The sequence below is a fragment of the Aquabacter sp. genome, from assembly GCF_965279295.1.
Taxonomy (GTDB): Bacteria; Pseudomonadota; Alphaproteobacteria; order Rhizobiales; family Xanthobacteraceae; genus Aquabacter.
In genome coordinates this window covers 450,627-476,721 of record NZ_CBDIHQ010000016.1, presented here as the reverse complement: position 1 = coordinate 476,721, position 26,095 = coordinate 450,627, and the positions used below count along the sequence as shown (strand labels likewise).

Genomic DNA, 26,095 nt, shown 5'->3' with positions numbered 1-26,095 from the left:
GTCTCCGGGGATCAACTGAAGGCGTCAGAACGACCAGACGAAGCTGCCCTTCACCGCATTTTCCATCACATCGCTGGAAAGCTGCCCGCCGTAGGCGATGCTGAGGCTCAGGTTGGCGCTGACCTGCGCGGAGAGGCCGAGCGCCGCGATCACCGCGTCCGACGCCAAGGGTGCGCCATAGGCCGTGAACGGCGTGGAGCCGCTGGTGAATGCCAAAGTGGTGGTCGGCGTCAGGTTGCCATAGGCGTGCTGCCAGCCGAGCGTTCCGTTCAGCATCACTGGAATGCCCCCCATAAGGGCGAGCGGCACCTGCCCTCTCACGCCAAGCGTGGTGGAGAGGGTGTCGAAATTGCTCGACGCACCGGTAAGCGCCGCGCCGCCGCCGGCTTCCGTGAACCCGTCGGTGGACAGCGCCACATAGGACAGGCCGGCGAACGGCTCGATGCCTGCCCCGGCCACGCCCGGCACCTGGAAGGCATAGCCCACCTCGCCGAACAACTGCGCGGTGCGCCCGTCGTAGCCGGTGCCATAGGATTGCACGAAGCTGGGAAGCGCCACGGTGCGCTGCGATGAGAGATCGTGCCAGGAATAGGCGGCGCCGAACCGCAAGCTCAGTGCGCCGAAGCTGCGCCCGGCATAGAGCGAGAGATCGTAAGTGTCGCTGGAGCCGCTGGAGAGCCCACTATCCAGGTCGAATTGCGACTGGCCGAAGCCGGCGGCAAGGCCGACCCGCCAACCGGCCAGTGCGGTGTCCAGCCCCATGATGAACCCGCCCACCGAGCTGGAATAGCCCGAAGCATTGGCGTTGCCATCGTTCGATCCCCACCCCGCATAGGCCTGCCCCCACAAGGTGGCGCCGGCGATGCCGGGCATCTCCACCGCGCGCGGACCGGCACCAGCCGGCACGCCCGCCGTCGCCTGAAGCAGGCGGCCGGTCACGGCGTTGCGCAGATAAGCGGACTGGGTCTGGAGCACGCTCTGCGCCGACGCGTAGATTTCGCCGTCCAGCGACGCGAAGGCGGCGGGAGCGGCGAACGCGGAGACGCTTGCAAGCGCCGCTGCAACCGGTGAAGTCGACGACAGCGAGCCCACGGCAGAGGCCGCACCGGCCTGGTTCGAGGTGGTCGCCAGCGCAGCGAACGGCACCGCGCTGCGCTCCATTTCGATGCTGACCCCACCCGAGCCGATGGATAGCCCCGGTGCGAGGAAGGGATAGAGCGCCGACACCGAGCCAAAGGCCGGCGCACTCACCAGGAAGCTGCCGGTGACGCCCGCTCCGGCGGTGATCACCACATAGGTGCCGCCGAGCACCGGATTATAGTCCGCCAGCGGCACGAGCTGGATGGTGGAGCCGTTGGAGACGATCTCCCCGTCGGCGTGGAACAGGTCGGCGGTTCCGCCACCTCCCAGTTCCGCGACATAGACCGCGCTGCTGGTGAGAAGGACGTCGCCCTGCACATTGATCTGCCCGACCGAATGGCCCGGCGAAAGGCGGCCATCGACTTCCAGGTCCCCCCGGATCGTGCCGTTGCCGCCGAGAACGCCATGGTTTGAAACGCTCCCGGTGACGACGCCGTCATTGTAGAAGGTCCCGGTGTTCGCGACATTCCCCTGGATCGTGCCGAAATTCTCGGCGCTGCCGGAATTGGTGAGAAGGCCGACCAGCGTGCCGAGATTGGCGAACGTCCCGGCATTGGTGACCGTGCCGGTCAGGGTGCCGCCGGCCGTCAGCCAGCCGCCCGAACCCACTGAAATGTCCGCTGTCGCGAGGGCGGACAGCGCAAGGCCGCCGGACGAGACGACGATGCCCGCCGGCAGCGTGACATTGCCCGACAAAGTGATGCTGCCCAGCCCGGAGATGGTGAGCTGGCCGGGGCCACCCACGTCGCCGGAGAAAGTGGCCGTGGAGGCCGCCGAGAGCGTGGAGGCGGCGCTGACATAAACTGGCAGATTGCTGGCGAAGCTATCAGGCAGCGCCAGGGTGCCTGTGATGGCCAGGGACGGCGTGAAGGAGGTGTCGGTATCCATTCCCTCGATCCGCCGCAGGCCGACGAAGCCGCCGACCGCGTCGAAGAAATAATAGAAACCGGCATAAGGGTGGATGCCGGTGTTCACTTCCCCGTTTTCAAAGTTCACCCGTGTGAACGAGGGGGCCAGTTCGGTGTTCGAGGTGCCATCCACCACATAGGCATAGCCGATCTGGTTGGGATTTCCCGGCGCGCCCAGGGCGATGCGGATATCGGTGCCGGACGGCGGGCAATAATAATTATCTGCGGGCCTGGGATGGCAGACCACATGCTCAGCATCACCCACGCTGGTCCAGACATAGCTGATGCCGGTATCCATCAGCACTGTGGAGTTGCGCGTGTCCTGGGTGCCGTTGATGTAGATCTGCCCCGGCATGGTCTCCCAGTTCGGCTTGTCGCCGATCACCTTCGGCGTGAGCTGGATGAGGGCGTAATTGGAGCTGGCATTGTCCGAAGTCAGGCCAGCCTGGATGCCGGTCGGCGTGATGACATAGCCGGCGCGCACCGTCGGCGGGGCGCCGCCCGTGGCGTCCATGCCCTGCAGGTGCAGCAGCGCGTTATTGGTCAGCGTGATGGGCGGCACATCGCTGCCGCCGGGCCGGCCATATGCCACGCCCATCATGCGGAAGCAGTTCAGTTCAGCCTCGGTCGTCTTGGTGCGGCAGTCGAACACCGTCCCATGCGAGTCGGTGACGCTTGCGACCACGAACACCGGAACGCTTGAGGTCGGCAATTGGCCGTTCACAGCCGTGCCCTGATTGAACACCACCGAGGCGTCGACCCACTGCCCGTGCCCGACATTGCCGCTGGAGGAATATCCGAAGGTCTGGCTGCTGCCGCCGCTATAGCCCGGAATGTCATAAGCCGGCAGCGCGACACCGGTGGAGCCGGTATCGATCTGGAACGGGATCGCCGTGCCCTGGATCGAGCCGATCTTCACATAGGCGGAGACTTCCATCTCGGTGGTGCCGTTGGCGAAGTTCGGCGTGGTCGAGAATGGGATGGAATAGGAGGTGTAGTAGTTGCTGTACATGGACCAGCTGGTGTCGGCCGCGCGCGCAGGGCCCGCAGCAGCGAGAGCCACGCCTAAGGCCGCAGCCACCGCAACAATTCGCCAAAGCCCCACACGGCCGGACGCTGCGCGCCCAAGGCCCATTCCCCGCTCAACCATCTTTCAGCCCCCACTCTCCCTCCGTAACACGAGGGTTTGGGGCACGCCAAGATGCCGGGCGAAAAGATGCGAAGACAAAGTTAAACCAATGGCATAGCTCATGTTTATAAAAAACTGGCTACGAGCCGGCACAAACAAAAACGCGGCCGGGGGATGCCGGCCGCGTTCGGTATTCTAAAATCGGAGAGATAAGGGCTCAGCCCTCGTCGTCGTCCGAATGCTCCGGGGGCACGAGGCCCTGGAGGCCGGCGAGGAGTTCTTCCTCGGTCATCCGGTCCATCACCACGTCGGCATCATCAACCGAGCGGGGAGAGGAGGACGCGATCATGGGGACCGTCTCCGGCTCCGGCTCGTCCACCTCGGTGTACTTCTGGAGGGAATGGATCAGATCTTCCTTGAGATCCTCGGGGCTCACCGTCTCGTCTGCGATTTCGCGCAGGGCGACCACGGGGTTCTTGTCGTTGTCGCGATCGATGGTGATCGGCGAACCAGACGAAATCATGCGGGCGCGATGGCCGGCGAGGAGAACCAGCTCGAAGCGGTTGTCCACCTTGTCGATGCAGTCCTCAACGGTGACACGGGCCATTGACTCGGCACTCCCTCGTGCAGGGTAAATACGGTGGTGAATTCGGAAGCCGGCCTTACTACCTGAAAAAACTTTGCCTGACAACCCCGCAATTCTCCTTTTCTCTTGCGCTTTGAATTAGAAAGAGTGAGAAAGGCGCGCCGGGGGCGGCACTTTAAAGTCTTTCCACACAATGAACAGCTTCCAGTTGCGGGCCGGGTGAATGATCGGAACTGAAAAAATTGCGCTCCTCATAGATGGAGCGAATCTGTACTCGGCCACGAAGGCCCTAGGATTTGATATCGACTACAAGAGACTGCTGAAGGAATTCCAGTCTCGCGGATATCTTCTTCGCGCCTTCTACTACACAACCTTGATCGAAGATCAGGAATATTCGTCCATCCGGCCGCTTCTCGACTGGCTGGATTATAATGGTTACTCGGTAGTGACCAAGCTTGCCCGCGAATTCACCGACTCCCAGGGGCGTCGGCGCGTGAGGGGCAATATGGACATCGAGATTGCCGTGGACGCCATGGAATTGGCGGGGCATGTGGACCATATCGTCCTGTTCTCGGGCGATGGCGACTTCCGCTGCGTGGTCGAGGCGCTCCAGCGCAAGGGCATGCGCGTCAGCGTTGTTTCCACCATCTCCACGCAACCGCCGCTGATCTCCGACGACCTGCGCCGGCAAGCGGACGTGTTCATCGACCTCGTGGAATTGCAGGGCAAGATCGGCCGCGACCCCTCCGAGCGCGCCGGCCGCATGTCCGAGACCCCGCGCTTCCTGGAGCGGCGTGGAGCGCCCGATACCACCCCCGAAGCCTGAACCCGTGGAGCATGAACCCGGGTCGCAATGCCCGCTCTGCCCGCGTCTCGCCGACTTCCGCGACGCTTGGCGCGCCGCGGAGCCGGGCTGGTTCAACGCGCCGGTACCCGGCTTCGGCCCGCGCGACGCGCGGCTGTTGATCGTCGGGCTGGCGCCGGGGTTGCGAGGCGCCAACCGCACCGGGCGTCCGTTCACCGGCGATTATGCCGGCGACCTGCTCTACGCCACCCTCATCGAATACGGCTTCGCCGAAGGCCGGTATGAAGCGCGGCCCGACGACGGGCTGACGCTACGGGATACGCGCATCGTCAATGCGGTGCGCTGCGTGCCGCCGGAGAACAAGCCGACACCGCTGGAAATCCGCACGTGTCGGGGCTTCCTCTCCTCGGCCATTGCCGCCATGCCGAATCTGCGCGCCATCGTGACACTCGGCAAGATCGGCCATGATTCGACCGTCACGGCGCTGGGCGCGCGGCCGGCCCATGTGAAATTCGGACACGGCGCGCGCGCCTCGGTTGGGCCTTACGAGGTGTTTTCGAGCTATCACTGCTCCCGCTACAACACCAACACCGGCGTTCTCACGCCGCAGATGTTCCGGTCGGTGTTCGCCTCGGTCCGCGCCTATCTGGCGGCGTGACGCTGAACGAAGCTCAGCACGTTGGCCGCGTTCTCGTGCGGCGGGAAGACGGGATAGAAGACGTGGCTGACGCAGCCGTCCTCGATGACCAGCGTCAGGCGCTTCAGGAGCACCATGCCATCCACCGTGAAGGTCGGCAGGCCGATCATGTTGGCGAAGTTCAGCGCGTGATCGGACAGAAGCGGGAACGGCAGATGCAGCCGGTCAGCCAGTTCTTTCTGATACTCGGTTGTCTGGGTGGAGACGCCGAACACATGGGACACGCCGTGCGCGGTGAGGTCGGCATGATGGTCGCGGAAGGCGCAGGATTGCGGGGTGCAGCCGCGCGCGCCGGGAATCTCATCCCACCCATCGGGATTGGGCACGCCGGGCTCGCCCGAACGGGGATAGCAATAGACCACCACACGCCCGGAGAGCGCGGACAGGTCCACCATATGCCCCTCGGTCGACGGAAGCCGGACGATAGGCAGTTCGAGGCCCGGCAGATGGGCGCACGCGCCATCGTCCTGCGGGATCGGGAGATCGTCGGGCAACTGCGTCCAGTCGTTCACGGCTTGGCTTCCAATCGACATTTGTGTGCGCCAACTGTGCCCGATACCCCCCTGCCCGGCAACGCCCGATGTCTCACGCCACGTCGAGCACGATGTTTCCAAGCACCGCCGCCTGCTCGATCAGTTCGTGGGCCTGCGCAATCTCAGCCAGGGGCATGCGGCGGGCGATGGTGTGGGTCAGCGCGTCCGCCTTCAGAAGCTCGGTGATTTCCGCAAGGCCGGCGGCGCGATCGGCTGGGGTGAGTTCGTAGATGAACATGAAGATCAGGCGGATGTTCAGGCTCATCAGCGCGAGGCTCGGCAGCGTGCTCTGGTTCGCCGACATGCCGTAGACCGCGCAGGTGGCGTGCGGCTTGAGGATGCGCGGGTAGTAGGCGACGTTGCGGGTGAGATCCATCTCGATCACGCCATCCACCCCGTCCGGGGCCAGTTCGCGGACCCGCTCGCCGACATCTTCGGTGCGGTAATTGATGACGGCATCCGCACCGGCGGAAAGCGCATGCGCCGCCTTCTCCTCGCCGCTCACAGTGGTCAGCACCCGCGCGCCGCGGCGCTTGGCGAGTTGGATCGCATAATGGCCGACAGAGCCGGCGCCGGCGGCGATAAGCACCGTGTCGCCGGCATGGGGATTGGCCGTGCGCACCGCCTGGAGCGCCGTGAAGACGGGAATGCCGAGGCAGGCGCCTACCTCGAAGCTCACATCGTCAGGCAACGCCACTGCCTGGGCGGACGGGAGGGCGATGAATTCGGCGGCGGTGCCAAAGGCCCGCTTCCATTGGGCGTTCCAGGTCCAAACCCGCTCGCCCAGGCGCGTCGGCGACACGCCGGAGCCGATGGCGTCGATCACGCCGGCGCCGTCGCTATGGGGAATGATCAGCGGCGCCGGCATCGCGCGGAAGCCGCCCTTGCGCTGTTTCCAGTCGGAGGGATTGGCGCCGCTCACTGCGAGCCTGACGCGCACCTCGCCGGGACCGGGCTGAGGGCTCGGCAATTCGCCGATCTGAAGCACATCCCGAGCCGCACCCTGGCTGGTATAGAACGCCGCGCGCATGGTTTCCTCCACCGGTCTTGTTGCTACCGGTAGAGCACTCCCCGCTTAGCTGCGCAACGCTGTGAAGGCCTATCCGCGATCCCGCATCAACCGCGCCTTGTCGCGCGACCAGTCGCGTTCCTTCACGGCCTCGCGCTTGTCGTGGCTCTTGCGGCCCTTGCCGATGGCGAGTTCGACCTTGGCGCGGCCCTGCTCGTTGAAATAGATCTTGGTTGCGACCAGGGTCATGCCCTCGCGCTCTACCGCGTTCGCGAGCTTGCCGATCTGGCGCTTCTTGAGCAGCAGTTTGCGCGGCCGGCGGGTCTCGTGGTTGAAGCGGTTGGCTTCGAGATATTCCGGGATGAAGGCGTTGTAGAGCCACATCTCCCCGGATTTGGCGGCGGCATAGCTTTCGCCCACCGTCGCCCGCCCGGAACGCAGGCTTTTCACCTCCGTCCCGGTCAGGACGATGCCGGCCTCGAATATCTCGCCCAACTCATAGTCGAACCGCGCCCGCCGATTGTCGGCGACCACTTTGCGCGGCAGTTCCTTTTTCTTTTTCTCGGTCATCTCTCACCGGCAGGGCGAAGCCGCCCCGCATGCCTTCAGTTGATGAGGCCCGCATGCACCATGGCGCGCCGCACCACGGCGCGCGTGGTTTCGGAGACGGGCACCATGGGCAGGCGCGCGTCCTCGGCGATCTTGCCGAGGGTCGCAAGGGCAAACTTGGTGGGAACCGGATTGGTTTCCACGAACAGCGAGGTGTGCAGCGGCAGCAGCTTTTCCTGGAGCTTCAGCGCGGTGACATAGTCCCCGGCGAGGCACGCGGTCTGGAACTCCGAGCACAGGCGCGGCGCAACATTCGCCGTCACCGAGATGCAGCCGATGCCGCCATGGGCGTTGAACCCGAGCGCGGTGGCATCCTCGCCCGAAAGCTGGATGAAATCCGACCCCAGCGCCTGACGCTGAAGCGAAACCCGTGCGAGGTTCGCGGTCGCATCCTTCACGCCGACGATATTGTCCAGTTCATAGAGCCGGGACATGGTCTCCACCGACATATCGATCACCGAGCGGCTCGGGATGTTGTAGATGAAGATCGGCAGGCTCATGGCCTCGGAAATCGCCTTGAAGTGCTGGTAGAGCCCTTCCTGGGTCGGCTTGTTGTAATAGGGCGTCACCACCAGCACGGCGTCGGCGCCGACGCGCTCGGCGTGCTTAGCGAAGCCCACCGCCTCGGCGGTATTGTTCGAGCCGGCGCCGGCGATGACAGGTACACGGCCCGCCGCCTGATCGACGCACCACTCGATCACCTGGTGGTGCTCGTCATGGCTCAGCGTCGGGCTTTCACCGGTGGTGCCAACCGGAACCAGCCCGTGCGTGCCTTCAGCGATCTGCCAGTCCACCAGGCCACGAAAGGCTTTCTCATCCAGCGCCCCGTCGCGGAAGGGCGTGACGAGGGCAGTGAAGGAGCCCCGAAAGCGGTCCAGGGACGTGGGGGTGGACATGACCTATGCCTTGCTTTGATTCGCGTTGCGCCGGAACGATGACACCCCGGCGGACCGCATCAAATAAACTGTTGCGGCCCCGGCGGGAAGAGTGCCGCTTTGCAAAGATAGGAAGCCGGCCCTGCTTTCGCCCGTTTTGGATGTGATCGCTCAATAGAGCGTGATCGTACGGGAAACCAAGGCCACGCTTGAGTTAAGGGCGCGCGGCGTCCACCAGAAAACAGTAAAAATACCTTGCGCGAGAGATAAACGGCGGTGCCGTTCTCAGCTGAATTCGACCGGCCTTAGGGTTTCGTCAATTCAGGTGAACGACAAATAGCAACGAACCAGCTTCCCATTGGCACGAGGACCCGGAATGCCGTCTGCCACCAGCCTGATCTCCCGCACCGCATTGGCGATTGCCCTTGCCTGCGCCGTACCGGCTTCGGCGGCCACCGATACCGCCGATAGCAAGGCGAAGACGGCATCCTCCTCCAAGCCCGCAAATGCCAAGGCCACCGACAGCAAGTCGAAGACACCGGACAAGAAGGCGGCTGCCAAGCCCGCCGCCAAGCCGGCGCCCAAAGCTGTCTCCAAGGGCCCTGCCCCGACACTTTCCGCCGCTCCCGGCCCGGCGCTCACCGGCGACCTGTCCGCGCTGCGCTCCGCCGTCTCGCTGGCCAAGAGCGGCAAGGGCCGGGACGCCCTCTCCGCGGCCCAGCAGTTGGACGACCCGGTGGCGCGCTCGCTCGTGACCTGGCTGGTGATCCGCAACGCGGCCAATGATCTGGGCTTCGACGGCATCGTCGCCTTCATGCGCGACAAGCCCGGCTGGCCGACCCAGACGACCCTTCGCAAGAAGGCCGAGGCGGTGCTGTTTGCGGAGAACCGTTCGCCCTCCGTGGTGCGCGACTTCTTCGGCGACCAGGCCCCGTTGACCGGCCCCGGCAAGATCGCGCTAGCGCGCGCTTTCGCCGCCTCCGGCGACCGCGAGATGACTGCCGCTCTGGTGCGCGACGCCTGGCGCAGCGACGACCTGTCCGAGAGCACCGAACAGGCGGTGATGACCCAGTTCGGCACGCTGCTCTCGCGCGCCGACCACAAGGCGCGGGCCGACAAGTTCAGCTACAAGCCGGATACCGACCGCGCCATGCGTGCCGCAGCGCGCGCCGGCTCGGACGTGGTCGCTCTGACCCGCGCGCGTCTCGCCATCGCCCGCAAGGACCCAGACGGGCAGAAGCTGCTGGCCGATGTCCCGTTCGCGCTCAACAATGACCCAGCCTATCTGTTCGCCAAGTCGCAGTTGCTGCGGCGGGCCAACAAGCCGGCGGAGGCCGCGCAGGCCCTGCTTTCAGCCTCCGACAAGCCGGCCGCGCAGGTGGACACCGACGAATGGTGGATCGAGCGTCGCCTGGTGGCGCGTGAACTGATCGACGATGGCAATGGCCGGCTGGCCTATAAGGTGGCGGCCGACGCGGCGACGCCGACGGCGGACAATTACCGGGCCGAGTCCCATTTCACCGCCGGCTGGATCGCGCTGCGCTTCCTCAACGAGCCGCGCACTGCCATGGCTCATTTCGCCCATATCGCGGACGAACAGACCAACCCCATCACCCTGTCGCGCGCCGGCTATTGGCAGGGCCGCGCCGCGGAAGCCATGGGCGACACCGGGACCGCCCGCGCCCGCTATGAATCGGCGGGGCGCTTCTCCACCACCTATTACGGCCAACTCGCCCGCGTCCGCATGGGCCAGTCGCCCGTCGCGCTGCGCCGGGCACCCGACACGGCCAGCCAGCGCGGCACGTTCGACCGGATCGAGGCGGTTCGCGCCATCAAGCTGCTCTATGCCATCGGCGACCGCGACACCACGATGACCATCTATTACGACATGGCGTGGCGCATGGAGGACAGCGGGCACCTTGCCTTGCTGGCACAACTCGCGGAAGCCAACAGTGATGCACGCGGCGCGCTGGTGGTGGGCAAGGAAAGCGTGTTCGAGGGCCATCCCCTTGATGCCGCCGCTTTCCCCACGTTCGGGCTTCCCAGCTACACCTCCATCGGCAACCCGGTGGATAAGGCGATGATCTATGCGGTGGCCCGGCAGGAAAGCCAGTTCAATCCGCGCACCCTGTCCAGCGCTCAGGCGATGGGGTTGATGCAGGTGACACCGGCGGCAGGCCGCGAGGTCGCCAAGCAGACCGGCGCCACCTACAGCGAATCCCGTCTCATGACGGACCAGTCCTATAATGTGCAGTTCGGTGCTGCCGAGCTTGGCGAACTGGTGGAAAACTACGGCGGCAACCCCGTCCTCGTGTTCGCCGCTTACAACGCCGGGCGCGGCAGCGTCCGCAAATGGTTCGCCCGCTACGGCGACCCGCGCGACAAGGACGTGGATCCGGTGGACTGGGTGGAGTGCATCCCGTTCTCCGAGACCCGCAATTACGTCCAGCGGGTGGTCGAGAACTACAACGTCTACCAGGTCCGCTTCGGTATCAACCGCCCCACCCCGGTGGCTGCGCGCTGAGGTTGACGTTCGGGCGTTGTTCCCTGGCGCGGCTTTCCTGGCCGTTCCCTGGCGGGTTCCCTGATCGCCTTTCCCCGGCCAAGCGACGGTGCAGCCGGAGCGCCGAGCCGGGGTCCAACGCAAGGGACCGCCGAAGGCGCTTCAACCCATCCGCGATGCCGGCTTGAACACGGCGGTGCATCGACGAGACAGCGCACTCCGCCCCCCTCGCCCGCTTGCTCGCGCTATGCACTCTTATGCTCGAGACAAGCCTCTCCCCAGGACAGACCTCACCCAAAGACATCGCGCGGTGCCGGCAAATTGAGGCGCTGCGGCGGTGAAGGGCCTTCAAATCTCGGGATGCAGGGTCTAGAAGGCGGGGACGTTTCCGGCCCGCCGCCGCGCGCGGGCGTCTTTGAGCTTTCACTCATGATCTTCAAAAATCGGTCCGGGCAGACGGCAGCCGCCGCGCCGGGCTTTACGGAATTTGTCGCCATCATTGCCCTGATGATGGGCATCACGGCCTTTTCTATCGATAATCTGCTGCCCGCCTTCAGTCACATCGGCGCGTATTTCCGCGTCGCCGAGCCCAACAACCTCCAGCTTGTCGTCACCGCCTACATGGTCGGCTTCGGCGTGATGCAGATCGTGTTCGGAACGATCTCCGATGTCATCGGCCGCAAGAAGGCGCTGATGGCAGGCCTCGTCATCTATGCCGCCGGCTGCGTGATCGCGATGCTGGCGGACAGCTTCACAATGCTGCTCGTGGCGCGGGCGATCCAAGGTCTCGGCTCCGCCGCCGCACGCGTGCTTGCGGTCGCCATCGTGCGCGACCGCTTCCAGGGGCGCGACATGGCGCGGGTCATGTCCTTCAGCATGATGGTGTTCCTGATCATCCCGGTGATCGCGCCCAGCATCGGCAGCGGCATCCTCTTCCTCGGCGAATGGCACATGATCTTCGGCGCCATGCTGACGCTGTGCCTGATCCTTTCCATCTGGTTTGGTCTGCGCATGCCGGAGACCCTGCACCCGGAATTCCGCGTGCCGTTTTCCATGAAGGCCATCTTCGCCGCTATGCGCCTGACGGTCACAAACCGCCGGGCATTCGGCTATTCCACCGCCGTCGGGCTCATGATGAGCTGCCTGATGGCCTATATCGCCGTGTGCCAGCAGACCTTCGAGAACGGCATCTACCATCTCGGCCTGCTGTTTCCGGTGGTGTTCGCCGTAGTGGCTGGCGTGATGGCGCTGGCGTCCTTCATCAATGCCAAGCTGGTGCGGCGCGTCGGCATGCGCCGGCTGTCGCATTTCGGCATGATCGGCTTCACGCTTATGGGCCTCGCCCAGGTGGTGGCGGCGCTGGCGTTCGACGGGCCGCCGCCGATCGTCCTCTACTGCGGGCTTCTGGCCCTGTCCCAGGCGCTGTTCGCGCTCACGGTGCCCAACTTTAACTCCATAGCCATGGAGCCGCTGGGCGCGGTGGCAGGCACCGCATCGTCCTTCATCGGCTTCTACACCACCCTGCTGGCCGCAGGGCTCGGCATGCTGGTGGGGCGGACGTTCGACGGCACGGTCCTGCCCCTCAGCATGGGCTATTTCGTGCTGGGGGCGTTGGCCATCCTTATCGTGCTGTGGTCGGAGAAGGGCCGCCTGTTCGCGGCCTGAAGCGGCACCCGCCGGAGATGGCGCGGCGCTGCTCCATCCTCAGATGCCGAGTTCTTTGACGCAGCCGGCGATCGCCTTGGAGACCCGCATGGACGAGGCGCCGTCCTCGGTGGTTTGGCGCAGGGTGCAGGCGTCAAGGTTCTCAAACACCGTGGCGTTCTTCATCGACTTTCCGGTGAAGGCTTCCAGTGTCGCGCGGCGGTCCTGGGTCACCAGCGCCTGATATTTCATGAGCGATCCGGCCTTCTCCTGGGCCGGGACGATGGGATCGGCCACGGCACCTGAGAGCGTCGCGAGAAGGCTGGCAAGCACCAGGAGATGGGTCCGCACGGGGGCCTCCGGAAGATGATGAGAAGCGGCGCTGATCGCCGCCCCTGTCGATGGCGCAACCACCGGGAAAATCAACTGAAGAAGGGCCTACGCGGCCTTTTCGCGCAGGGTGACGAGTTCTTCCGCCGAGGTCGGATGCACCGCCACCGTGCGGTCGAAGTCCGCCTTGGTCGCGCCCATTCCCACCGCCACGGCGGCAAGCTGGATCATCTCGCCGGCATCCGGCCCGACGATGTGGACCCCGAGCACCTTATCGGTGACCTGCTCCACCACCAGCTTCATGAACACCCGCGACTGACGGCCCGAGAGCGTCGCCTTGAGCGGCCGGAACGAGGTCTTGTAGATATCCAGCGCCCGACCCTGCTTGCGCGCGGCCGCCTCCGAGAGACCCACCACCCCGACCTCAGGTTCGGAGAATACCGCCGTCGCGATCAGCGAATGGTCGACGACCCACGGCTTGCCGCCGAACAGGGTGTCGGCCACCGCATGACCTTCACGTATCGCGACCGGGGTCAGATTAACCCGGTTGGTGACGTCGCCAACCGCGTAGATCGAGGGCACATTGGTGCGCGAATCCACACTCACCTTGACCGCGCCGATCTCGTCCAGTTCCACACCGGCTGCCTCGAGCCCGAGGTCGCGGGTGTTGGGAATCCGGCCGATGGCGAGCAGCACCTCGTCCACCTCAAGCTCGGTGCCGTCGGACAAGACCACCCGCTTGCCGCCAGCCACCTCCTCGATCGAGGAGAGCGTCCGACCGCATAACATCTTGATTCCAGAGCGTTCCATCTCAGCCGCGAGATGGCTGCGCACCTCGTCGTCGAAGCCGCGCAGGATCACGTCCGCCCGCTGCACCAGCGCCACCTCGCAGCCGAGCGCGCGGAACATTCCGGCAAATTCCACCGCGATGTATCCGCCGCCCTGGACCAGGACGCGCTTGGGTAAAGCATTGAGATGAAAGGCTTCGTTGGAGGTAATCGCCAGCCGACAACCGGGAATGTCCGGCCCCAGCGCAGGATGGGCGCCGGTCGCGACCAGGATGTATTTCGCCTTCACCACCTCGCCGGTGGCAAGGATTCGAACGGAATTGGGACCCTCGACGACCGCGCGGGAATTGACGATCTGCGCCCCCGCCGCCTGGGCGTTGGCGCGGTAGATGGATTCCAGTCGGGCGATTTCCCGGTCCTTATTGGCGATCAAGGTCGGCCAGTCGAACGAGGCGCCCTCCACGCTCCAGCCGAATCCCGCCATGTCTTCAAGGTCATGGGCGAAGCGGGAGGCGTAGACAAACAGCTTCTTCGGCACGCAGCCGCGGATCACGCAGGTGCCGCCGACCCGGTATTCCTCCGCCATCATCACCTTCGCCCCATGCCGCGCCGCGATGCGCGAAGCACGAACGCCGGCGGAGCCGCCACCGATCACGAACAGATCCACCTCGGTTTCGGACATAACATCGCCTCACGCGTCTACGGGTCGCACAGGTTCAAGCGCCGTAGATGGCCCGCGTCAAGCGCGCCGAGCGCCTTGCGTTGCCGCGACTTGCGGGATGCAGCCGGGAATGCTTCAACGCGAGCATGGCCCGAGGCACCAGGACCGACACCCCGCCCCCCCAGGATGCGCAGTTTCCGCCCTGGGAGATCTCCCCGTTCTGGCTGCGGGATGGCACGCCGGTGGACGGCGCACCACGCTTTCACCTGCCTCTTCTGCTGAAACTCAGGCTCGCCTGGGAGGGCTATCTCCTGCCCATGGAACTGGTGCAGGCCGACGGTTCGCCCGGCGACAGCCCGCTTCATGCGACACTTCAATGCCTCAGCCACGGCGGGCGCGTTCTCAGCCAGAGCGATGTAACCGGCCCGCTGATCGCCGCCTTCATTCCACGCGGCACCGCCGCCATTGCGGTGCGCGCACCGGGGCGGCTGAGGGTGGGCATTTTCCCGCGCAGCAAGGTCGGGCTGAAGTTGCACGCTTTCCTGAGCGGTGCTTTTCCCGGCCTGCCACTCCATCGCCGCTGGTCGGTTGCGGGGGCGGCGGCCCGCGAACTCCGGGGGATCCATGCGGTCGCCCTGGAGGGCTCAAGCGCCCGCAACGAAGAACAGGCGATCGAATACCGTCGCTACCGCGCGTCCTATGTCGAGGATTTCCGAACCGTCATCGCCCCGCGGGCAGACCTCGCGCTGACGTTTCTGAGCCTCCTTGAAGGTCCAGCGCAGGACGCAGAGGCGCGCCTCGCGGCGCTCAAAGGCCAAACCGATCCCGAGTGGCTCTGGATCATCGCCCTGCCGCCCGACGCCCCCACACCCCTCGCCACATGGGCGCGCGCGCATCTCGCCACTGAGGCCCGCGTCCGCCTGCTGGCGACGGACGCATCAGGCGCCGCCGCGTTGAACGCGGTCCTGGGGGCTGTGGACGGGGGGGCTGTGGACGGCGGACTGGTCGCTTACCTGCCAACCACAGGGCGCCCGACCCGCGATGCGGTGGCGATGATCCGCGCCGCTTTCGACGCTCACCCGGATTGCAAGGTTGTCTATACCGACGAGGAGCGGTGCGACGCGGGTGGCCTGCCCATGGGCGGGGTGTTCAAGCCGGCCTTCAATCGCCATCTGCTGCGAGCGGGCGATTATCTCGGCGATATCGTCGCCTTCCGCGCTGGCTTCCTGAATAGCCTGGGTGGCCTGCGCCCCGCGTTTGGCGCCGCCGCCGGCTATGATCTGCGCCTGCGGGCGCTGGAGAGTGGGCCTTCGACCATCGTGCGCCATATCCCCCGGATTGCCTTCAGCGCCACGGAGACCGGGCAAATTCCCGGCACAACGCCTGACGCCGAGCAAGCGGCGCGCGCTCTGGAGGAGGTCCTGGGCCAGCCCGTGGAGATCCGGCCCGACGGGCGGCTTCGTCCGCACGTTCCGATGCTGGAACCGGCGCCGCTAGTGTCGATCGTGATCCCGACCCGCGACCGGGCGGATCTGATGGGAATGGCGCTGCGCTCGCTGATCGGCGTAACCCATTATCGCAACTTCGAGATCGTCATCGTCGACAACGGCTCGGTCGAGCCGGAGACGCAGGCATTGTTCGAGGAGATCAAAGCGAGTTGGCCAGAAACCCGTGTGGTTCGGGACGATGGTCCGTTCAACTACCCGCGCATCTGCAATGCCGGCGTCGCGGCCTCAAGGGGCGCGCTGATCTGCCTTCTGAACAACGATATCGAGGTGGTGGAAGGCGAGTGGCTGGACGAGATGGTGGCGCTGGCGATGCAGCCGCGCACCGGCATCGTCGGTGCCAAGCTGCTGTTTCCCAACCGCACCATCCAGCATGCGGGCGTGCTGGTCGGCCTGTTCCGCTATGCCGCCCACGGGTTCGCCCATGCGGCCGAGGATGCGCCAGGGCCGTTCGGACGCCTTGTCTGCCGTAACAATGTCAGCGCGGTCACCGGGGCCTGCCTGATGATCCGCCGCTCTTGCTGGAACGAGATCGGCCGGCTGGATGCCGAGCGGTTCGCTGAGGACTGCAACGATATCGACCTGTGCCTGAGAGCCCGCAGCGCCGGCTATGAGGTGGTCTGGACGCCATTTGCTCTGCTGGTGCATCACGAATCAGCCTCGCGCGGCCGACGCCGCAGGCGTTCGCATCGCAATCGGCTGAAGGCGCAGCGGCGACGGATGGAGGATTTGTGGGGCGTGAGGGAATTGGTTGACCCCCACTATAATCCCAACCTCTCCCGAACCAGCCTCTACGCGGCGCTGGCCCAGGCCCCCGATGGCGACCGTGAGCCGCGCACCGACGAGGTGGTGCACGGCGGCACTCACCCCTGAAATTTCAAGGGGTGAGCCGCGCAAGCGAACGCCTCAGATGTCGTAGCCCTTCTTCTTCATTTCGGCGCGGATGCGCTCCATGGCCTCGGCGTTAATCCGGGCGCCCCACTGCTGCATCGTCTGCACGGCCTGCTGGACGATGGCCGGACGGTCGGCGACAAGCTTCTGGCCCACAGGCGATTTGAAGAAGACCAGAGCCTGCTTCAACTCGTCCTCGGTGAAATGGCCGGCATAGGCATTCGCCAGGATGTCGATGATTTCGCTCTGCTTCTTCTCGAATTCGGGACGAAGGGCGACGGCGACATCGCGAAGCTGCGGGGCAAGGTCAGGGTTGGTCTGGAGAAAGCCCATGGCCGCGCCATCCACCACATTCTGCAGAACGCCGTTGAAGGCGCCGGCCTCGCCATTGGCGAGCACCAAGTCGCGCGCAGCCTGCACGGCAGCGGCGCTGGGGGCGGCAATCACCGGCGCGGGTGCGGCCATGGCCGGCGGCTGCTGGGCAGAGGCGGGAGCGAAAGCGAGCATCAGGAAGACGCTCCCGAGTGCAAGGCGGCTGGCGGTCGAGCGGCGCATGGCGTTCTCCATTTTGGATGGTTCTAGATCGAGATGCGGCCGGTGGGAAGCCTCAGCCGGCCCGCTCAAGGATCCGGATGCCGCTGGGATCGGCAAGAACCACCCGCCGGGCAAAACCCAGGAACAGGCCGTGCTCCACGACACCCACCACCGCGTCCAGCGCAGTTGCAAGACGGATCGGATCGGGAATGCGCCCGAGGCGCGCATCGAGAATGAGATTTCCCTGGTCGGTCACATAAGGCGCACCGGCCGCGTCGCGGCGCAGCGCCAGCGGGCCGACGCATCCCGCCTGGGCGATGGCCGCTTCGATGCGGGGCAGCATGGCAGGCAGGCCGAAATCCACCACCTCGATCGGCAGCGGGAAGCGGCCAAGCACATCAACATGCTTGCTGGAATCGGCGATGACGATCATCTCCCGCGCGGCGCTGGCCACCAGCTTCTCGCGCAAAAGCGCCCCGCCGCCGCCCTTTACCAGGGCGAGATCCGGCCCGACTTCGTCGGCGCCATCAATGCACAGGTCGAGCGCGGGAACGTCGTCCAGCGTCGCCAGCGGCACACCCAGAGACAGGGCCTGATCGCGCGTGCGAACCGAGGTCGGCACGCCCACCACCTTGAGGCCGCCGGCCACCCGCTCGGCCAGCAGATCCACGAAATGTTTCGCGGTCGAGCCGGTGCCGAGACCGAGCCGCATGCCGTCGGTCACGAATTCGAGCGCACGGGCGGCAGCCTGCCGCTTCAGGGCTTCAGCGTCTGACATGGACATCCCGCGCAGAGGAAAAGGTGAGGGTTGCTAACGTCCTTCGGGGCGCCCGGCAAGGCGGGCAGGCCTCACTTGCCCGGAGGGGTGCAAAGGATCTTGGCTTCATTGCCGCCCGCCGCCGGTCTTCGGCACGTTCGCGCACATAGCAGATGCTCATCTCGCCGGTGTCGATATTGACCCGGAAAATACCGGTCTCGCCGCCATATTGCGTCGGGGACAAGCTGGTAGTTCCCAGCAGACACAGCGCCCGCACCCTCGCCGCGCGTGAAGCAGCGGGTGACGCCGACTTGGCTGCTATCGGGCCGCTCGAACTGGCAGGCATTCATCTCGCCGGTCTTGCGGTTGACCGAATAGACGCGATTGGCCTGGGCGGACGGCGGTGCGCTGAACATATAGGCGCCCTGCGATGCGTCCTGTGCCGCCGCGAGCACAGGAAACAAGACACCCGCCACGGCCGCCGACCCAACCATACATCGCATCAGACCCGACCCGTTGACCATGAGCATGCTCCCGTGAGGTTCAACCCGTTAGAAACAGGCTGGACAGAAAAAGCGGCAGGATTGTAGGCATCTGGGCGCAGGGCATATATCGGCGCCCACGCCTAAACGCGCCAGACCGTGAAAAAGGATGATCCGCATGCCCACGTCTCCGCTCGTGATCGTCTTCGACCTCGACGGCACCCTGGTGGACAGTGCCCCGGACCTGCTCAACACGCTGGATTTCATCCTCAATGAATACAATGTTGCGCCGGTGGACCGGGACGCCACGCGCAACATGATCGGTGGGGGCGCGCGCCAGTTGCTGGTGCGGGCGCTGGAGCGGGCCGGCGTTGTGCCGTCCCAGGCCGAGATGGACGCCATGACCAAGCGTTTCATCGAGCATTACGCAGCCCACATCGCCGACGTCTCCCGCCCCTTTCCCGGCCTGGACCGGGCGCTGGATGCTCTGGAGGCGCGCGGCATGCGCCTGGCCGTGTGCACCAACAAGACCGAGCGCCTCGCACGCCTTCTGCTGGACCGGCTCGATCTCACCCGCCGTTTCGCCGCGATCACGGGCGCGGACACCTATGGGGTGGCCAAGCCCAATCCCCGACCTCTCTTTTCCACCATCTCGGCCAGCGGTGGCGTCGCGCCACGCGCGGTGATGGTTGGCGACAGCGCCACCGACATCGCGACAGCCAAGGCCGCGGGCGTGCCGTCCGTCGCGGTGACGTTCGGCTACACCGAGACCCCCGCGCAGCAACTCGGCGCCGACCGGGTGATCGACCATTTCGACGCCCTGGAAGCGGCGGTGGATGCGGTGCTTGCGGCCCAGGCCGTTTCGTGAGGGATTGAGTCGGTGCAAGGGTTTGCGGCGTTAACCTTTCGCTAACCCTATTGGCGCACGAGTCCATATCGAACCTCCTTGCGGCGAGACTCACTCGCCGCTGGGGGCGCGGAAGCTGAGGGCCATGACGTATCCCCTCCACTCTGGCGCACCCGGTGTCCCGTCCGTTTCCACGGCGGCGGCACTTGAGAGCGGATTCCGGGTGGGTTGGCTCCGCAACGCCGGCCTCTTCGCATTGGCAGGCGCAGCCGCATTGGGCGGCACGGCGTTGGCACTGTCCTTACCTGCCCTGGGTCTCCTGGCCGGCATCGCGGCCGGCGCAGGCGGGGCCGTCCTCGCTTTGCTGCCGCTGCTCCACAAGATGGATCGGACGGCAGAAGACGAAAGCCGCCATGCCCGCACGGTGGTCGCCAGAAGCGAGGCGGAAAGCGCGGCAAAATCGCGTTTCCTCGCGGAAATGAGCCATGAACTGCGCACCCCGCTCAACGCCGTCATCGGATTCTCGGAGATGATGAGCCACGAGGTGTTCGGGCCCCATTCGGTACCGACCTATGGTGACTATGCCCGCGACATCCACGCCTCGGGGCGGCATCTGCTGGCGCTGGCGGACGATATCCTGGACCTGGCCCGCATCGAGACCGGGCATCGTGCCCTGCTCGAAACCGCGGTTCCGCTTGCCGATCTCGCAAAGGATTGCGCGCACATGATGCGCCTCGCGGCGGCTGGGCGCGCGATCAATCTTGTGTGTGCCCCACAAAGCGATGCGCCGCGTGTGTGGGCGGACGAGCGGGCGTTGCGCCAGATGGTGCTGAACCTCTTGACCAACGCGGTGAAATTCACGCCCCAGGGCGGCGAGGTTCGCCTCATTGTCGGCGCCGACGAATATGGCGCGCCGTTCATGGCCGTCGAGGATACCGGGCCGGGTCTGGGCGAGGCGGAACTGCCGCTGGACCTATCGGCGCGGCATCGGGAAAGCACCCTGGACCCCACCACCGGCCGGGGCGCCGGGCTGGGACTTACCATCGTTCAGGGATTGGCCCATCTGCATGAGGCCTGCCTGACGCTCGCCTCGCGGCCCGGCGGCGGCACACGGGCCAGCATTGTCTTCCCGATCACACGGGTATTGGCGCCGGCAGAGGCACGCGCGAGCGCGACCAGCGAAGACTCAGTCCGCGCCTGAAACGCCGGCTTCCGCGAAGGTCGCCATGCCCTTGTGGCAGGCCACGGCCGCTTTGATGATGCCGATGGCCAGTGCGCCGCCCGAGCCTTCGCCGAGCCGCATCCCAAGATCGAGCAGCGGGTTCAGGCCGAGCCGCTCCAGCAGCTTTCCATGCGCCTGTTCGGCAGAGACATGGCCGGCGAGACAATGGTCGAGGGCGGACGGCTCAAGGGCGTGCAGCACGGCGGCGGCCGCCGTCACCACATAGCCGTCGAGAATGACCGGGACACGCTCATGGCGTGCCGAGAGGATGGCGCCGGCGATGGCGGCGAATTCCCGGCCACCGAGACGGCGCAGCACTTCCAGCGGATCGGACAGGCCGGTCCGGTGGAACGCCACCGCGTCGCGCACGGCTGCGATCTTGCGCGCCAGGACATCACCGGAGGCGCCGGTGCCCGCGCCCACCCAGTCCTCAGCGACCCCGCCATAGAGCCCATGGCAGAGGGCAGCGGCGACCGTGGTGTTGCCGATGCCCATCTCGCCGAGCACCAGCACATCGGCCCCGCCGGCGATCGCCTGCATGCCGAACGCCATGGTGGCGGCACAGGCGCGCTCGTCCAGCGCCGCCTCGCATGTGATGTCGCCGGTGGGAATGTCGAGGGCGAGATCGAACACCCGCAACCCGGCATCGAAGGTGGCGCAGATCTGGTTGACCGCCGCGCGGCCGGCGGTGAAGGCCGCCAGCATCTCCTTGGTCACGGAGGCGGGATAGGGCGAGACGCCGCGCTCGGTCACGCCATGGGTGCCGGCGAACACCGCCACCATCGGCCGGTCGACGGTGGGCAAGGACTGGCCCTGCCATGCCGCGAGGTGGAGCGCGATCTCCTCCAGCCGTCCCAGCGCGCCGGGCGGCTTGAGCAACTGGCCCTGCCGGTGAAGCGCCGCGTCCCGCGCCACATCATGCGGACCTGGCATGGTGGAGATGAGATGGCGGATGTCGTCGAACGGAAGGCCGGTGGCGGTGGGCTGCATGGGTCGCTGTCTCGGAAAATGCCAACGACCGCCATCGCCGGAAATGTCCGGCCATGACGGTCGTGTTTTGGAGCGCCCTACTCCGCCGGCGCCGGATGGTTGCCGGAGGGCGTGTGGTCGTCGCCCGCGGCGGCGTCACGCCGTGCCCGTCGCTTTTCCCCGAACGAGGCGAGCCAGCGGGCGAAGACGTAGAACACCGGTGTGAAAATCAGGCCGAACAGCGTCACGCCGATCATGCCTGAGAACACCGTGGTACCGAGCGACTGGCGCAATTCCGCGCCGGCGCCGATCGCCCACACCAGTGGCGCCACGCCGAGGATGAAGGCGAGCGAGGTCATGATGATAGGCCGAAGGCGCAGCCGCGATGCCTCCACCGCCGCCGCCTGCCTGCCCTGCCCCTGGTCTTCCAGTTGCTTGGCGAACTCGACGATCAGGATGGCGTTTTTGGCGGCCAGGCCAATGAGCACGATGAAGCCCACCTGGGTCAGGATGTTGTTATCCTGACCTCGCATCAGCACGCCGACAAGCGCCGCGACCAGGCACATCGGCACGATGAGGATGACCGCCAGAGGCAGCGTCAAACTCTCATATTGTGCCGCCAGCACGAGGAACACGAACACCACGCCAAGCACGAAGGCGAAGATGGCGGTGTTGCCGGCCCGCTGCTGCTGATAGGCGAGCGCGGTCCATTCATAGGCGAAGCCCTGTGGCAGAATGCGTGCGGCAAGACCCTGCATGATCTGCATTGCCTGCCCCTGCGAGTAACCGGCGGCCGGGCTACCGTCCAATTCGGCGGCGGGATACAGGTTGTAGCGCGGCACGCGGTAGGGGCCGGTGAGGTCCTTGATCGTCGCGAAGGAGCCGATCGGCACCGTCTCGCCGGTGGAATTGCGCACCCGGATTTGCAGGATATCGTTCGGGTCCATGCGGAACGCGGCATCAGCCTGCACCTGCACACGGAATGTGCGGGTGAACAGGTTGAAATCGTTCACATAGCTTGAGCCGATATAGGTCTGTAGCGCGCCGAAGACATTCGCCATGTCCACCTTGAGCAACTGCGCCTTGGCACGGTCGATATCGAGAAACATCTGCGGCGTCGAGGTCTCGAACAGGGAGTAGACCTGCATCAGCCCCGGGGTCTGCGCGGCGGCGCCCATCATGGCGTAAACCGCGCCCTGGAGCGCGGGATATCCCGCCCCTCCCCGATCTTCCACCATCATGCGGAAGCCGCCGGCATTGCCGATGCCGTTCACCGGCGGCGGCTGCACGACGATCAGCAGAGCCTCCTGGATCGAGGCGAGCTTGCGGAACAACTGGCCCTGCACGGCGGTCGCGGTCCGGGTGGGATCGCCGCCGCGCTCGCTGAACGGTTCAAGGATGACGAACATCGCGCCGGCATTGGGCGCATTGGTGAAGGTTGCACCAGAAAAGCCGGCGATATTGACGATATGACCGACGCCGGGCGTGCCCAAAACCTGGTCGGCGGCGCGCTGCATCACCGCTTCCGTGCGCTGCATCGAGGCGCCGGGCGGCAATTGGGCAACGACGATGAGGTAGCCGCGATCCTGCTGCGGAATGAAGCCCTGTGGCGTGGTCACGAACAGATAGCCGCCGAAAGCCACCACGCCCGCATACACGATCAGCATCAAGGCGACGATGCGCACGAGACGGCCGGTGAGCCAGGCATAGCCGTTGCCCAGCCCCTCGAAGCCCCGGTTGAAAAGCCGGAAGAAGCCGGTAACCGGCCGGGCATACCACGGCACCTTGTGGCCGGTGCGATGGGGCTTCAACAGCAGCGCGCACATGGCGGGCGACAGCGTCAGCGACACCAGCAGGGAGATGATGGTGGAACCGGCGATGGTGAGCGCGAACTGCCGGTAGAACTGGCCCGAAATGCCGGTGATGAAGGCGCTCGGGATGAACACCGACGCCAGCACGAGCGAGATGGCGATCAGCGCCCCGCCCACCTCGTCCATGGTTCGGTAAGCGGCATCGCGCGGCGACATGCCCGCCTCGATGTTTCGCTCCACGTTCTCAACCACGACGATAGCGTCGTCGACCACGATGCCGATGGCGAGCACGAGTCCGAACAACGACAGGTTGTTCAGCGAGAAGCCGAACAGCGACATGAAGAAGAAGGTACCCACCAGCGAGATCGGGATCGCGACGATGGGAATGATCGCGGCGCGCCAGGTCTGGAGGAACAGGATCACCACGATCACCACCAGGATGACGGCTTCGAAGATGGTGTGAATGACCGCTTCGACCGACTGCTGGATGAATTGCGTGGGGTTGTAATAGATCGCGTACTTCACGCCCGGCGGCAGTTCCTTGCCGAGTTGCTCCATGGCAGCCACCACCGCGTTGCCGGTGGCGAGCGCGTTCGAGCCCGGACGCTGGAACACGCCCAGAGAAATCGACAGGTCCTTGTCGAGATAGGAGGTGGAGGAATAGTCCTGCGCCGAGATTTCAACGCGCGCCACGTCCTTCAGCCGCACCAGCGCCGTCTCGGTCTGCTTGATGACGACATTCTCGAACTGCGCGGGATCGCTAAGACGCCCCAGGGTGCGCACCGCCACCTGGAACGCGCGCTGGTCCTTCACGGGTGGCTGGTTGAGGATGCCGGACGCCACCTGGACGTTCTGCGCCTTCAGCGCTGCGATCACGTCTCCGGCCGTCAGGTTCAGGGTCTGGAGCCGCGTCGGGTCGAGCCAGACCTGCATGGCATAGTCGCGGCCGCCGAACACGGTGATCGAGCCGACGCCATCGATGCGGGACAGCACATCCTTGATCTGGACGTTGGCCACATTGGAGATGAACAGCGGATCGCGCGAGCCGTCCGGCGAATAGAGGCTCACCACCATCATCAGATCGGGTGAGGACTTCGCGGTGACGACGCCGACCTGCTGGACTTCCTGCGGCAGGCGCGGCTGCGCTGTGGCCACACGGTTCTGCACCTGCACCTGGGCGATATCCAGATTGGTGCCGAGGTCGAAGGTGACGGCGATCGAGAACCGGCCGTCGGCGGTGGAGTTCGAGGATACATAAAGCATCCCCTCCACGCCGTTGATCTGCTGCTCGATGGGCGCGACCACGGTGTCGGCGACCGTCTCGGCGCTGGCGCCGGGATACTGGCCGGTCACGTTGATGACCGGCGGCGCGATCTCAGGATACTGCGCGACCGGCAGGCGGAGATAAGAAATGCCGCCGAGGATCAGGATGACGATGGAGACAACCCAGGCGAAGATCGGGCGGTCGATGAAGAAATGAGAGAGACGCATGGTGCTGCCTCCCCCTACTTAGCCGGAGCCGCTGCGGCCCCTGGTGTCGCGGCAGGTGGCGATGCCGCGGGGGTTGCGGCAGGCGCTGTTGCGGGAGCCGGGGCCGGCGGCTTCTCTTCCTGCGGGTTCACCTTGACGCCGGGACGCACGCGCATCAGGCCGTTGACCACCACCACATCGTCGGCGGTGAGGCCGGATTTGATCACGCGCCGGTCGCCGTCCAGAGGGCCGAGAACCACTGGGCGAATCTGCACGGTATTTTCAGGGCCGATCAGATAGACGAACTTCTGCAACTGCTCGCTGCCGATGGCGGTGTCGGGGAGCGTGAGCGCCTGGTAGGGCGCGGAGGAGGCGAGCCTGATGCGCCCGAACATGCCCGGCCGGAACAGATCGCTCTTATTGTCGAAGATGGCGCGGCCACGGATCGTGCCGGTCTCGCGGTCGACGACATTGTTCAGGAAGTCCATCTTCCCCTGGTTGGGAAAGCCCTTGTCATCGATAAGCTTCAGGCTCACCGGCGCGCCGGCGACATCCGCGCCGACGGTGGCCCGCTTGTAGCGCAGCAGCGAGGCTTCATCGAAAGTGAACTCGAAATAGATCGGGTCCTGGGAAATGATCACGCCCAGCAGGGTGGGCGAGGCGCCGGTACCGCCGATGACGTAATTGCCGATCGAAGCGCGGCGGTCGCCAATGCGGCCTGATATGGGGGCACGAAGCTCGGTGAACTGAAGGTCGAGCTTTGCCTGCTCGACAGCCGCCGTCTGCGCCTGCACGGTCGCCGCATTGGTCTTCTGGCTTTGCGTGCGCTGGTCGAACGCCTGCTTGGATATGGCGTTGGAGGTCTTGTCCTCGATCAGGGTGCGGGCGCGCTCGAGATCGGTGGTGGCGAATTCGAGGTTCGCCTTCGCGAGAGCAAGGTTCGCCTGCGCCTGATCGAGCGCAATCTTGTAGGGCCGCTGGTCCAGCGTGAAGAGAAGGTCGCCTTCCTTCACCATCTGGCCGTCGGTGAAGGAAATCTTTTCGAGATAGCCCGAAACGCGGGCATTCACCGCGACGCTGTTGATGGCAACGAAGCGCCCGACATATTCGTCGTATTCGGTGATGGTACGGGTCTGCGGCTTCGCGACCGTCACGGTCGGCGGCGGCGGGGCTGCCTGCTGCTGCTGAGGCTGCCCGCAAGCGGCTAGAAGAAGAGGTCCGACAAGGACGAGGGCGGCGGACAGGCGCGGGGTGACCAACATTTTTTGGCTCCGATCGGGCACCCAAAAGGGCACCGCGAGGGGTGTCAGGTACGAAAACGACGTCACCCGCAACTGACGCGCCGCTTCCGCAACGGGTCGCATAGCACAGCTTATCGCAATGCAAAATG

21 protein-coding genes are annotated in these 26,095 nt (G+C 65.5%); 7 read left to right on the top strand and 14 right to left on the bottom strand.

Features of this window, described 5'->3' with window-relative positions:
- Positions 1–24: 24 nt before the first annotated feature.
- On the bottom strand, positions 25–3,129 hold the full coding sequence (locus tag ADADO0_RS14640) for an autotransporter family protein (protein WP_511305889.1): 3,105 nt from the start codon (positions 3,127–3,129) through the stop codon (positions 25–27).
- Positions 3,130–3,394: 265 nt separating this feature from the next.
- The gene (rpoZ, locus tag ADADO0_RS14635; protein WP_511305888.1) at positions 3,395–3,784 is read right to left on the bottom strand and encodes a DNA-directed RNA polymerase subunit omega; all 390 of its coding nucleotides are present in this window, start codon (positions 3,782–3,784) and stop codon (positions 3,395–3,397) included.
- A 202-nt stretch (positions 3,785–3,986) separates the two neighbouring features.
- Here rpoZ and ADADO0_RS14630 point away from each other — a divergent pair, with 202 nt between their 5' ends.
- Complete coding sequence (locus ADADO0_RS14630) at positions 3,987–4,589, top strand: LabA-like NYN domain-containing protein (RefSeq protein WP_511305887.1); 603 nt, start codon at positions 3,987–3,989, stop codon at positions 4,587–4,589.
- 4 nt (positions 4,590–4,593) lie between these two features.
- Positions 4,594–5,226, top strand: a complete 633-nt coding sequence (locus ADADO0_RS14625) for a uracil-DNA glycosylase (protein ID WP_511305886.1) — start codon at positions 4,594–4,596, stop codon at positions 5,224–5,226.
- On the opposite strand, the gene ADADO0_RS14620 is transcribed toward ADADO0_RS14625, so the two are convergent.
- The 4 genes from ADADO0_RS14620 to dapA all read right to left on the bottom strand — a co-directional run bounded on the left by ADADO0_RS14620 (position 5,211) and on the right by dapA (position 8,312).
- A complete protein-coding gene (locus tag ADADO0_RS14620) occupies positions 5,211–5,798 on the bottom strand; it encodes a peroxiredoxin (protein ID WP_511305885.1) in 588 nt (195 codons plus the stop codon). The genes ADADO0_RS14625 and ADADO0_RS14620 overlap by 16 nt on opposite strands.
- Before the next feature lie 52 nt (positions 5,799–5,850).
- Positions 5,851–6,828, bottom strand: coding sequence for an NADPH:quinone reductase (locus tag ADADO0_RS14615; RefSeq protein WP_511305884.1), 978 nt, complete (start codon positions 6,826–6,828; stop codon positions 5,851–5,853).
- Positions 6,829–6,897: 69 nt separating this feature from the next.
- Positions 6,898–7,377, bottom strand: coding sequence for an SsrA-binding protein SmpB (gene smpB / locus ADADO0_RS14610; RefSeq protein WP_511305883.1), 480 nt, complete (start codon positions 7,375–7,377; stop codon positions 6,898–6,900).
- Positions 7,378–7,412: 35 nt separating this feature from the next.
- A complete protein-coding gene (gene dapA / locus ADADO0_RS14605) occupies positions 7,413–8,312 on the bottom strand; it encodes a 4-hydroxy-tetrahydrodipicolinate synthase (RefSeq protein WP_511305882.1) in 900 nt (299 codons plus the stop codon).
- 355 nt (positions 8,313–8,667) lie between these two features.
- Between dapA and ADADO0_RS14600 the strand changes: the two genes are divergently transcribed.
- Positions 8,668–10,815, top strand: a complete 2,148-nt coding sequence (locus tag ADADO0_RS14600) for a lytic transglycosylase domain-containing protein (protein ID WP_511305881.1) — start codon at positions 8,668–8,670, stop codon at positions 10,813–10,815.
- Positions 10,816–11,223: 408 nt separating this feature from the next.
- The gene (locus tag ADADO0_RS14595; protein ID WP_511305880.1) at positions 11,224–12,459 is read left to right on the top strand and encodes a multidrug effflux MFS transporter; all 1,236 of its coding nucleotides are present in this window, start codon (positions 11,224–11,226) and stop codon (positions 12,457–12,459) included.
- A gap of 39 nt (positions 12,460–12,498) precedes the next feature.
- Here ADADO0_RS14595 and ADADO0_RS14590 read toward each other — a convergent pair whose 3' ends face one another.
- Both ADADO0_RS14590 and gor read right to left on the bottom strand, forming a co-directional pair.
- Positions 12,499–12,789: a hypothetical protein gene (locus ADADO0_RS14590; RefSeq protein WP_511305879.1), complete on the bottom strand. Its 291-nt coding sequence runs from the start codon at positions 12,787–12,789 to the stop codon at positions 12,499–12,501.
- 87 nt (positions 12,790–12,876) lie between these two features.
- Complete coding sequence (gor, locus tag ADADO0_RS14585; protein WP_511305878.1) at positions 12,877–14,238, bottom strand: glutathione-disulfide reductase; 1,362 nt, start codon at positions 14,236–14,238, stop codon at positions 12,877–12,879.
- Between the two features lie 47 nt (positions 14,239–14,285).
- Between gor and ADADO0_RS14580 the strand changes: the two genes are divergently transcribed.
- Positions 14,286–16,595: a glycosyltransferase family 2 protein gene (locus tag ADADO0_RS14580; protein ID WP_511305877.1), complete on the top strand. Its 2,310-nt coding sequence runs from the start codon at positions 14,286–14,288 to the stop codon at positions 16,593–16,595.
- 33 nt (positions 16,596–16,628) lie between these two features.
- Here the strand turns inward: ADADO0_RS14580 and ADADO0_RS14575 are convergent, their stop codons facing one another.
- The 3 genes from ADADO0_RS14575 to ADADO0_RS14565 all read right to left on the bottom strand — a co-directional run bounded on the left by ADADO0_RS14575 (position 16,629) and on the right by ADADO0_RS14565 (position 18,434).
- A complete protein-coding gene (locus tag ADADO0_RS14575) occupies positions 16,629–17,168 on the bottom strand; it encodes a DUF2059 domain-containing protein (RefSeq protein WP_511305876.1) in 540 nt (179 codons plus the stop codon).
- A gap of 52 nt (positions 17,169–17,220) precedes the next feature.
- Complete coding sequence (rpiA, locus tag ADADO0_RS14570; protein ID WP_511305875.1) at positions 17,221–17,925, bottom strand: ribose-5-phosphate isomerase RpiA; 705 nt, start codon at positions 17,923–17,925, stop codon at positions 17,221–17,223.
- A gap of 71 nt (positions 17,926–17,996) precedes the next feature.
- The gene (locus ADADO0_RS14565) at positions 17,997–18,434 is read right to left on the bottom strand and encodes a hypothetical protein (protein ID WP_511305874.1); all 438 of its coding nucleotides are present in this window, start codon (positions 18,432–18,434) and stop codon (positions 17,997–17,999) included.
- Positions 18,435–18,564: 130 nt separating this feature from the next.
- Between ADADO0_RS14565 and gph the strand changes: the two genes are divergently transcribed.
- Both gph and ADADO0_RS14555 read left to right on the top strand, forming a co-directional pair.
- Positions 18,565–19,254 (top strand): phosphoglycolate phosphatase, encoded by a 690-nt coding sequence (gph, locus tag ADADO0_RS14560; protein WP_511305873.1) that lies wholly within the window; start codon positions 18,565–18,567, stop codon positions 19,252–19,254.
- Positions 19,255–19,378: 124 nt separating this feature from the next.
- Complete coding sequence (locus ADADO0_RS14555) at positions 19,379–20,434, top strand: sensor histidine kinase (protein WP_511305872.1); 1,056 nt, start codon at positions 19,379–19,381, stop codon at positions 20,432–20,434.
- Here ADADO0_RS14555 and cobT read toward each other — a convergent pair.
- From cobT to ADADO0_RS14540, 3 genes are all read right to left on the bottom strand, one after another.
- Positions 20,420–21,445: a nicotinate-nucleotide--dimethylbenzimidazole phosphoribosyltransferase gene (cobT, locus tag ADADO0_RS14550; protein WP_511305871.1), complete on the bottom strand. Its 1,026-nt coding sequence runs from the start codon at positions 21,443–21,445 to the stop codon at positions 20,420–20,422. The two genes, ADADO0_RS14555 and cobT, sit on opposite strands and share 15 nt — an antisense overlap.
- A gap of 77 nt (positions 21,446–21,522) precedes the next feature.
- Entirely contained in the window at positions 21,523–24,726 is a 3,204-nt protein-coding gene (locus ADADO0_RS14545; protein WP_511305870.1) for an efflux RND transporter permease subunit, read from the bottom strand.
- A gap of 14 nt (positions 24,727–24,740) precedes the next feature.
- Positions 24,741–25,967: an efflux RND transporter periplasmic adaptor subunit gene (locus ADADO0_RS14540; protein WP_511305869.1), complete on the bottom strand. Its 1,227-nt coding sequence runs from the start codon at positions 25,965–25,967 to the stop codon at positions 24,741–24,743.
- Between the last annotated feature and the right edge of the window lie 128 nt (positions 25,968–26,095).

Coding starts and splice junctions, on each gene's coding strand:
- ADADO0_RS14540 (WP_511305869.1), bottom strand. CDS start 25,967: ATGTTGGTCACCCCGCGCCTGTCCGCCGCCCTCGTCCTTGTCGGACCT.
- ADADO0_RS14630 (WP_511305887.1), top strand. CDS start 3,987: ATGATCGGAACTGAAAAAATTGCGCTCCTCATAGATGGAGCGAATCTG.
- ADADO0_RS14545 (WP_511305870.1), bottom strand. CDS start 24,726: ATGCGTCTCTCTCATTTCTTCATCGACCGCCCGATCTTCGCCTGGGTT.
- dapA (WP_511305882.1), bottom strand. CDS start 8,312: ATGTCCACCCCCACGTCCCTGGACCGCTTTCGGGGCTCCTTCACTGCC.
- cobT (WP_511305871.1), bottom strand. CDS start 21,445: ATGCAGCCCACCGCCACCGGCCTTCCGTTCGACGACATCCGCCATCTC.
- gph (WP_511305873.1), top strand. CDS start 18,565: ATGCCCACGTCTCCGCTCGTGATCGTCTTCGACCTCGACGGCACCCTG.
- ADADO0_RS14565 (WP_511305874.1), bottom strand. CDS start 18,434: ATGCTCATGGTCAACGGGTCGGGTCTGATGCGATGTATGGTTGGGTCG.
- smpB (WP_511305883.1), bottom strand. CDS start 7,377: ATGACCGAGAAAAAGAAAAAGGAACTGCCGCGCAAAGTGGTCGCCGAC.
- ADADO0_RS14595 (WP_511305880.1), top strand. CDS start 11,224: ATGATCTTCAAAAATCGGTCCGGGCAGACGGCAGCCGCCGCGCCGGGC.
- rpoZ (WP_511305888.1), bottom strand. CDS start 3,784: ATGGCCCGTGTCACCGTTGAGGACTGCATCGACAAGGTGGACAACCGC.
- rpiA (WP_511305875.1), bottom strand. CDS start 17,925: ATGTCAGACGCTGAAGCCCTGAAGCGGCAGGCTGCCGCCCGTGCGCTC.
- ADADO0_RS14575 (WP_511305876.1), bottom strand. CDS start 17,168: ATGCGCCGCTCGACCGCCAGCCGCCTTGCACTCGGGAGCGTCTTCCTG.
- ADADO0_RS14615 (WP_511305884.1), bottom strand. CDS start 6,828: ATGCGCGCGGCGTTCTATACCAGCCAGGGTGCGGCTCGGGATGTGCTT.
- ADADO0_RS14580 (WP_511305877.1), top strand. CDS start 14,286: ATGGCCCGCGTCAAGCGCGCCGAGCGCCTTGCGTTGCCGCGACTTGCG.
- ADADO0_RS14600 (WP_511305881.1), top strand. CDS start 8,668: ATGCCGTCTGCCACCAGCCTGATCTCCCGCACCGCATTGGCGATTGCC.
- gor (WP_511305878.1), bottom strand. CDS start 14,238: ATGTCCGAAACCGAGGTGGATCTGTTCGTGATCGGTGGCGGCTCCGCC.
- ADADO0_RS14620 (WP_511305885.1), bottom strand. CDS start 5,798: ATGTCGATTGGAAGCCAAGCCGTGAACGACTGGACGCAGTTGCCCGAC.
- ADADO0_RS14555 (WP_511305872.1), top strand. CDS start 19,379: ATGACGTATCCCCTCCACTCTGGCGCACCCGGTGTCCCGTCCGTTTCC.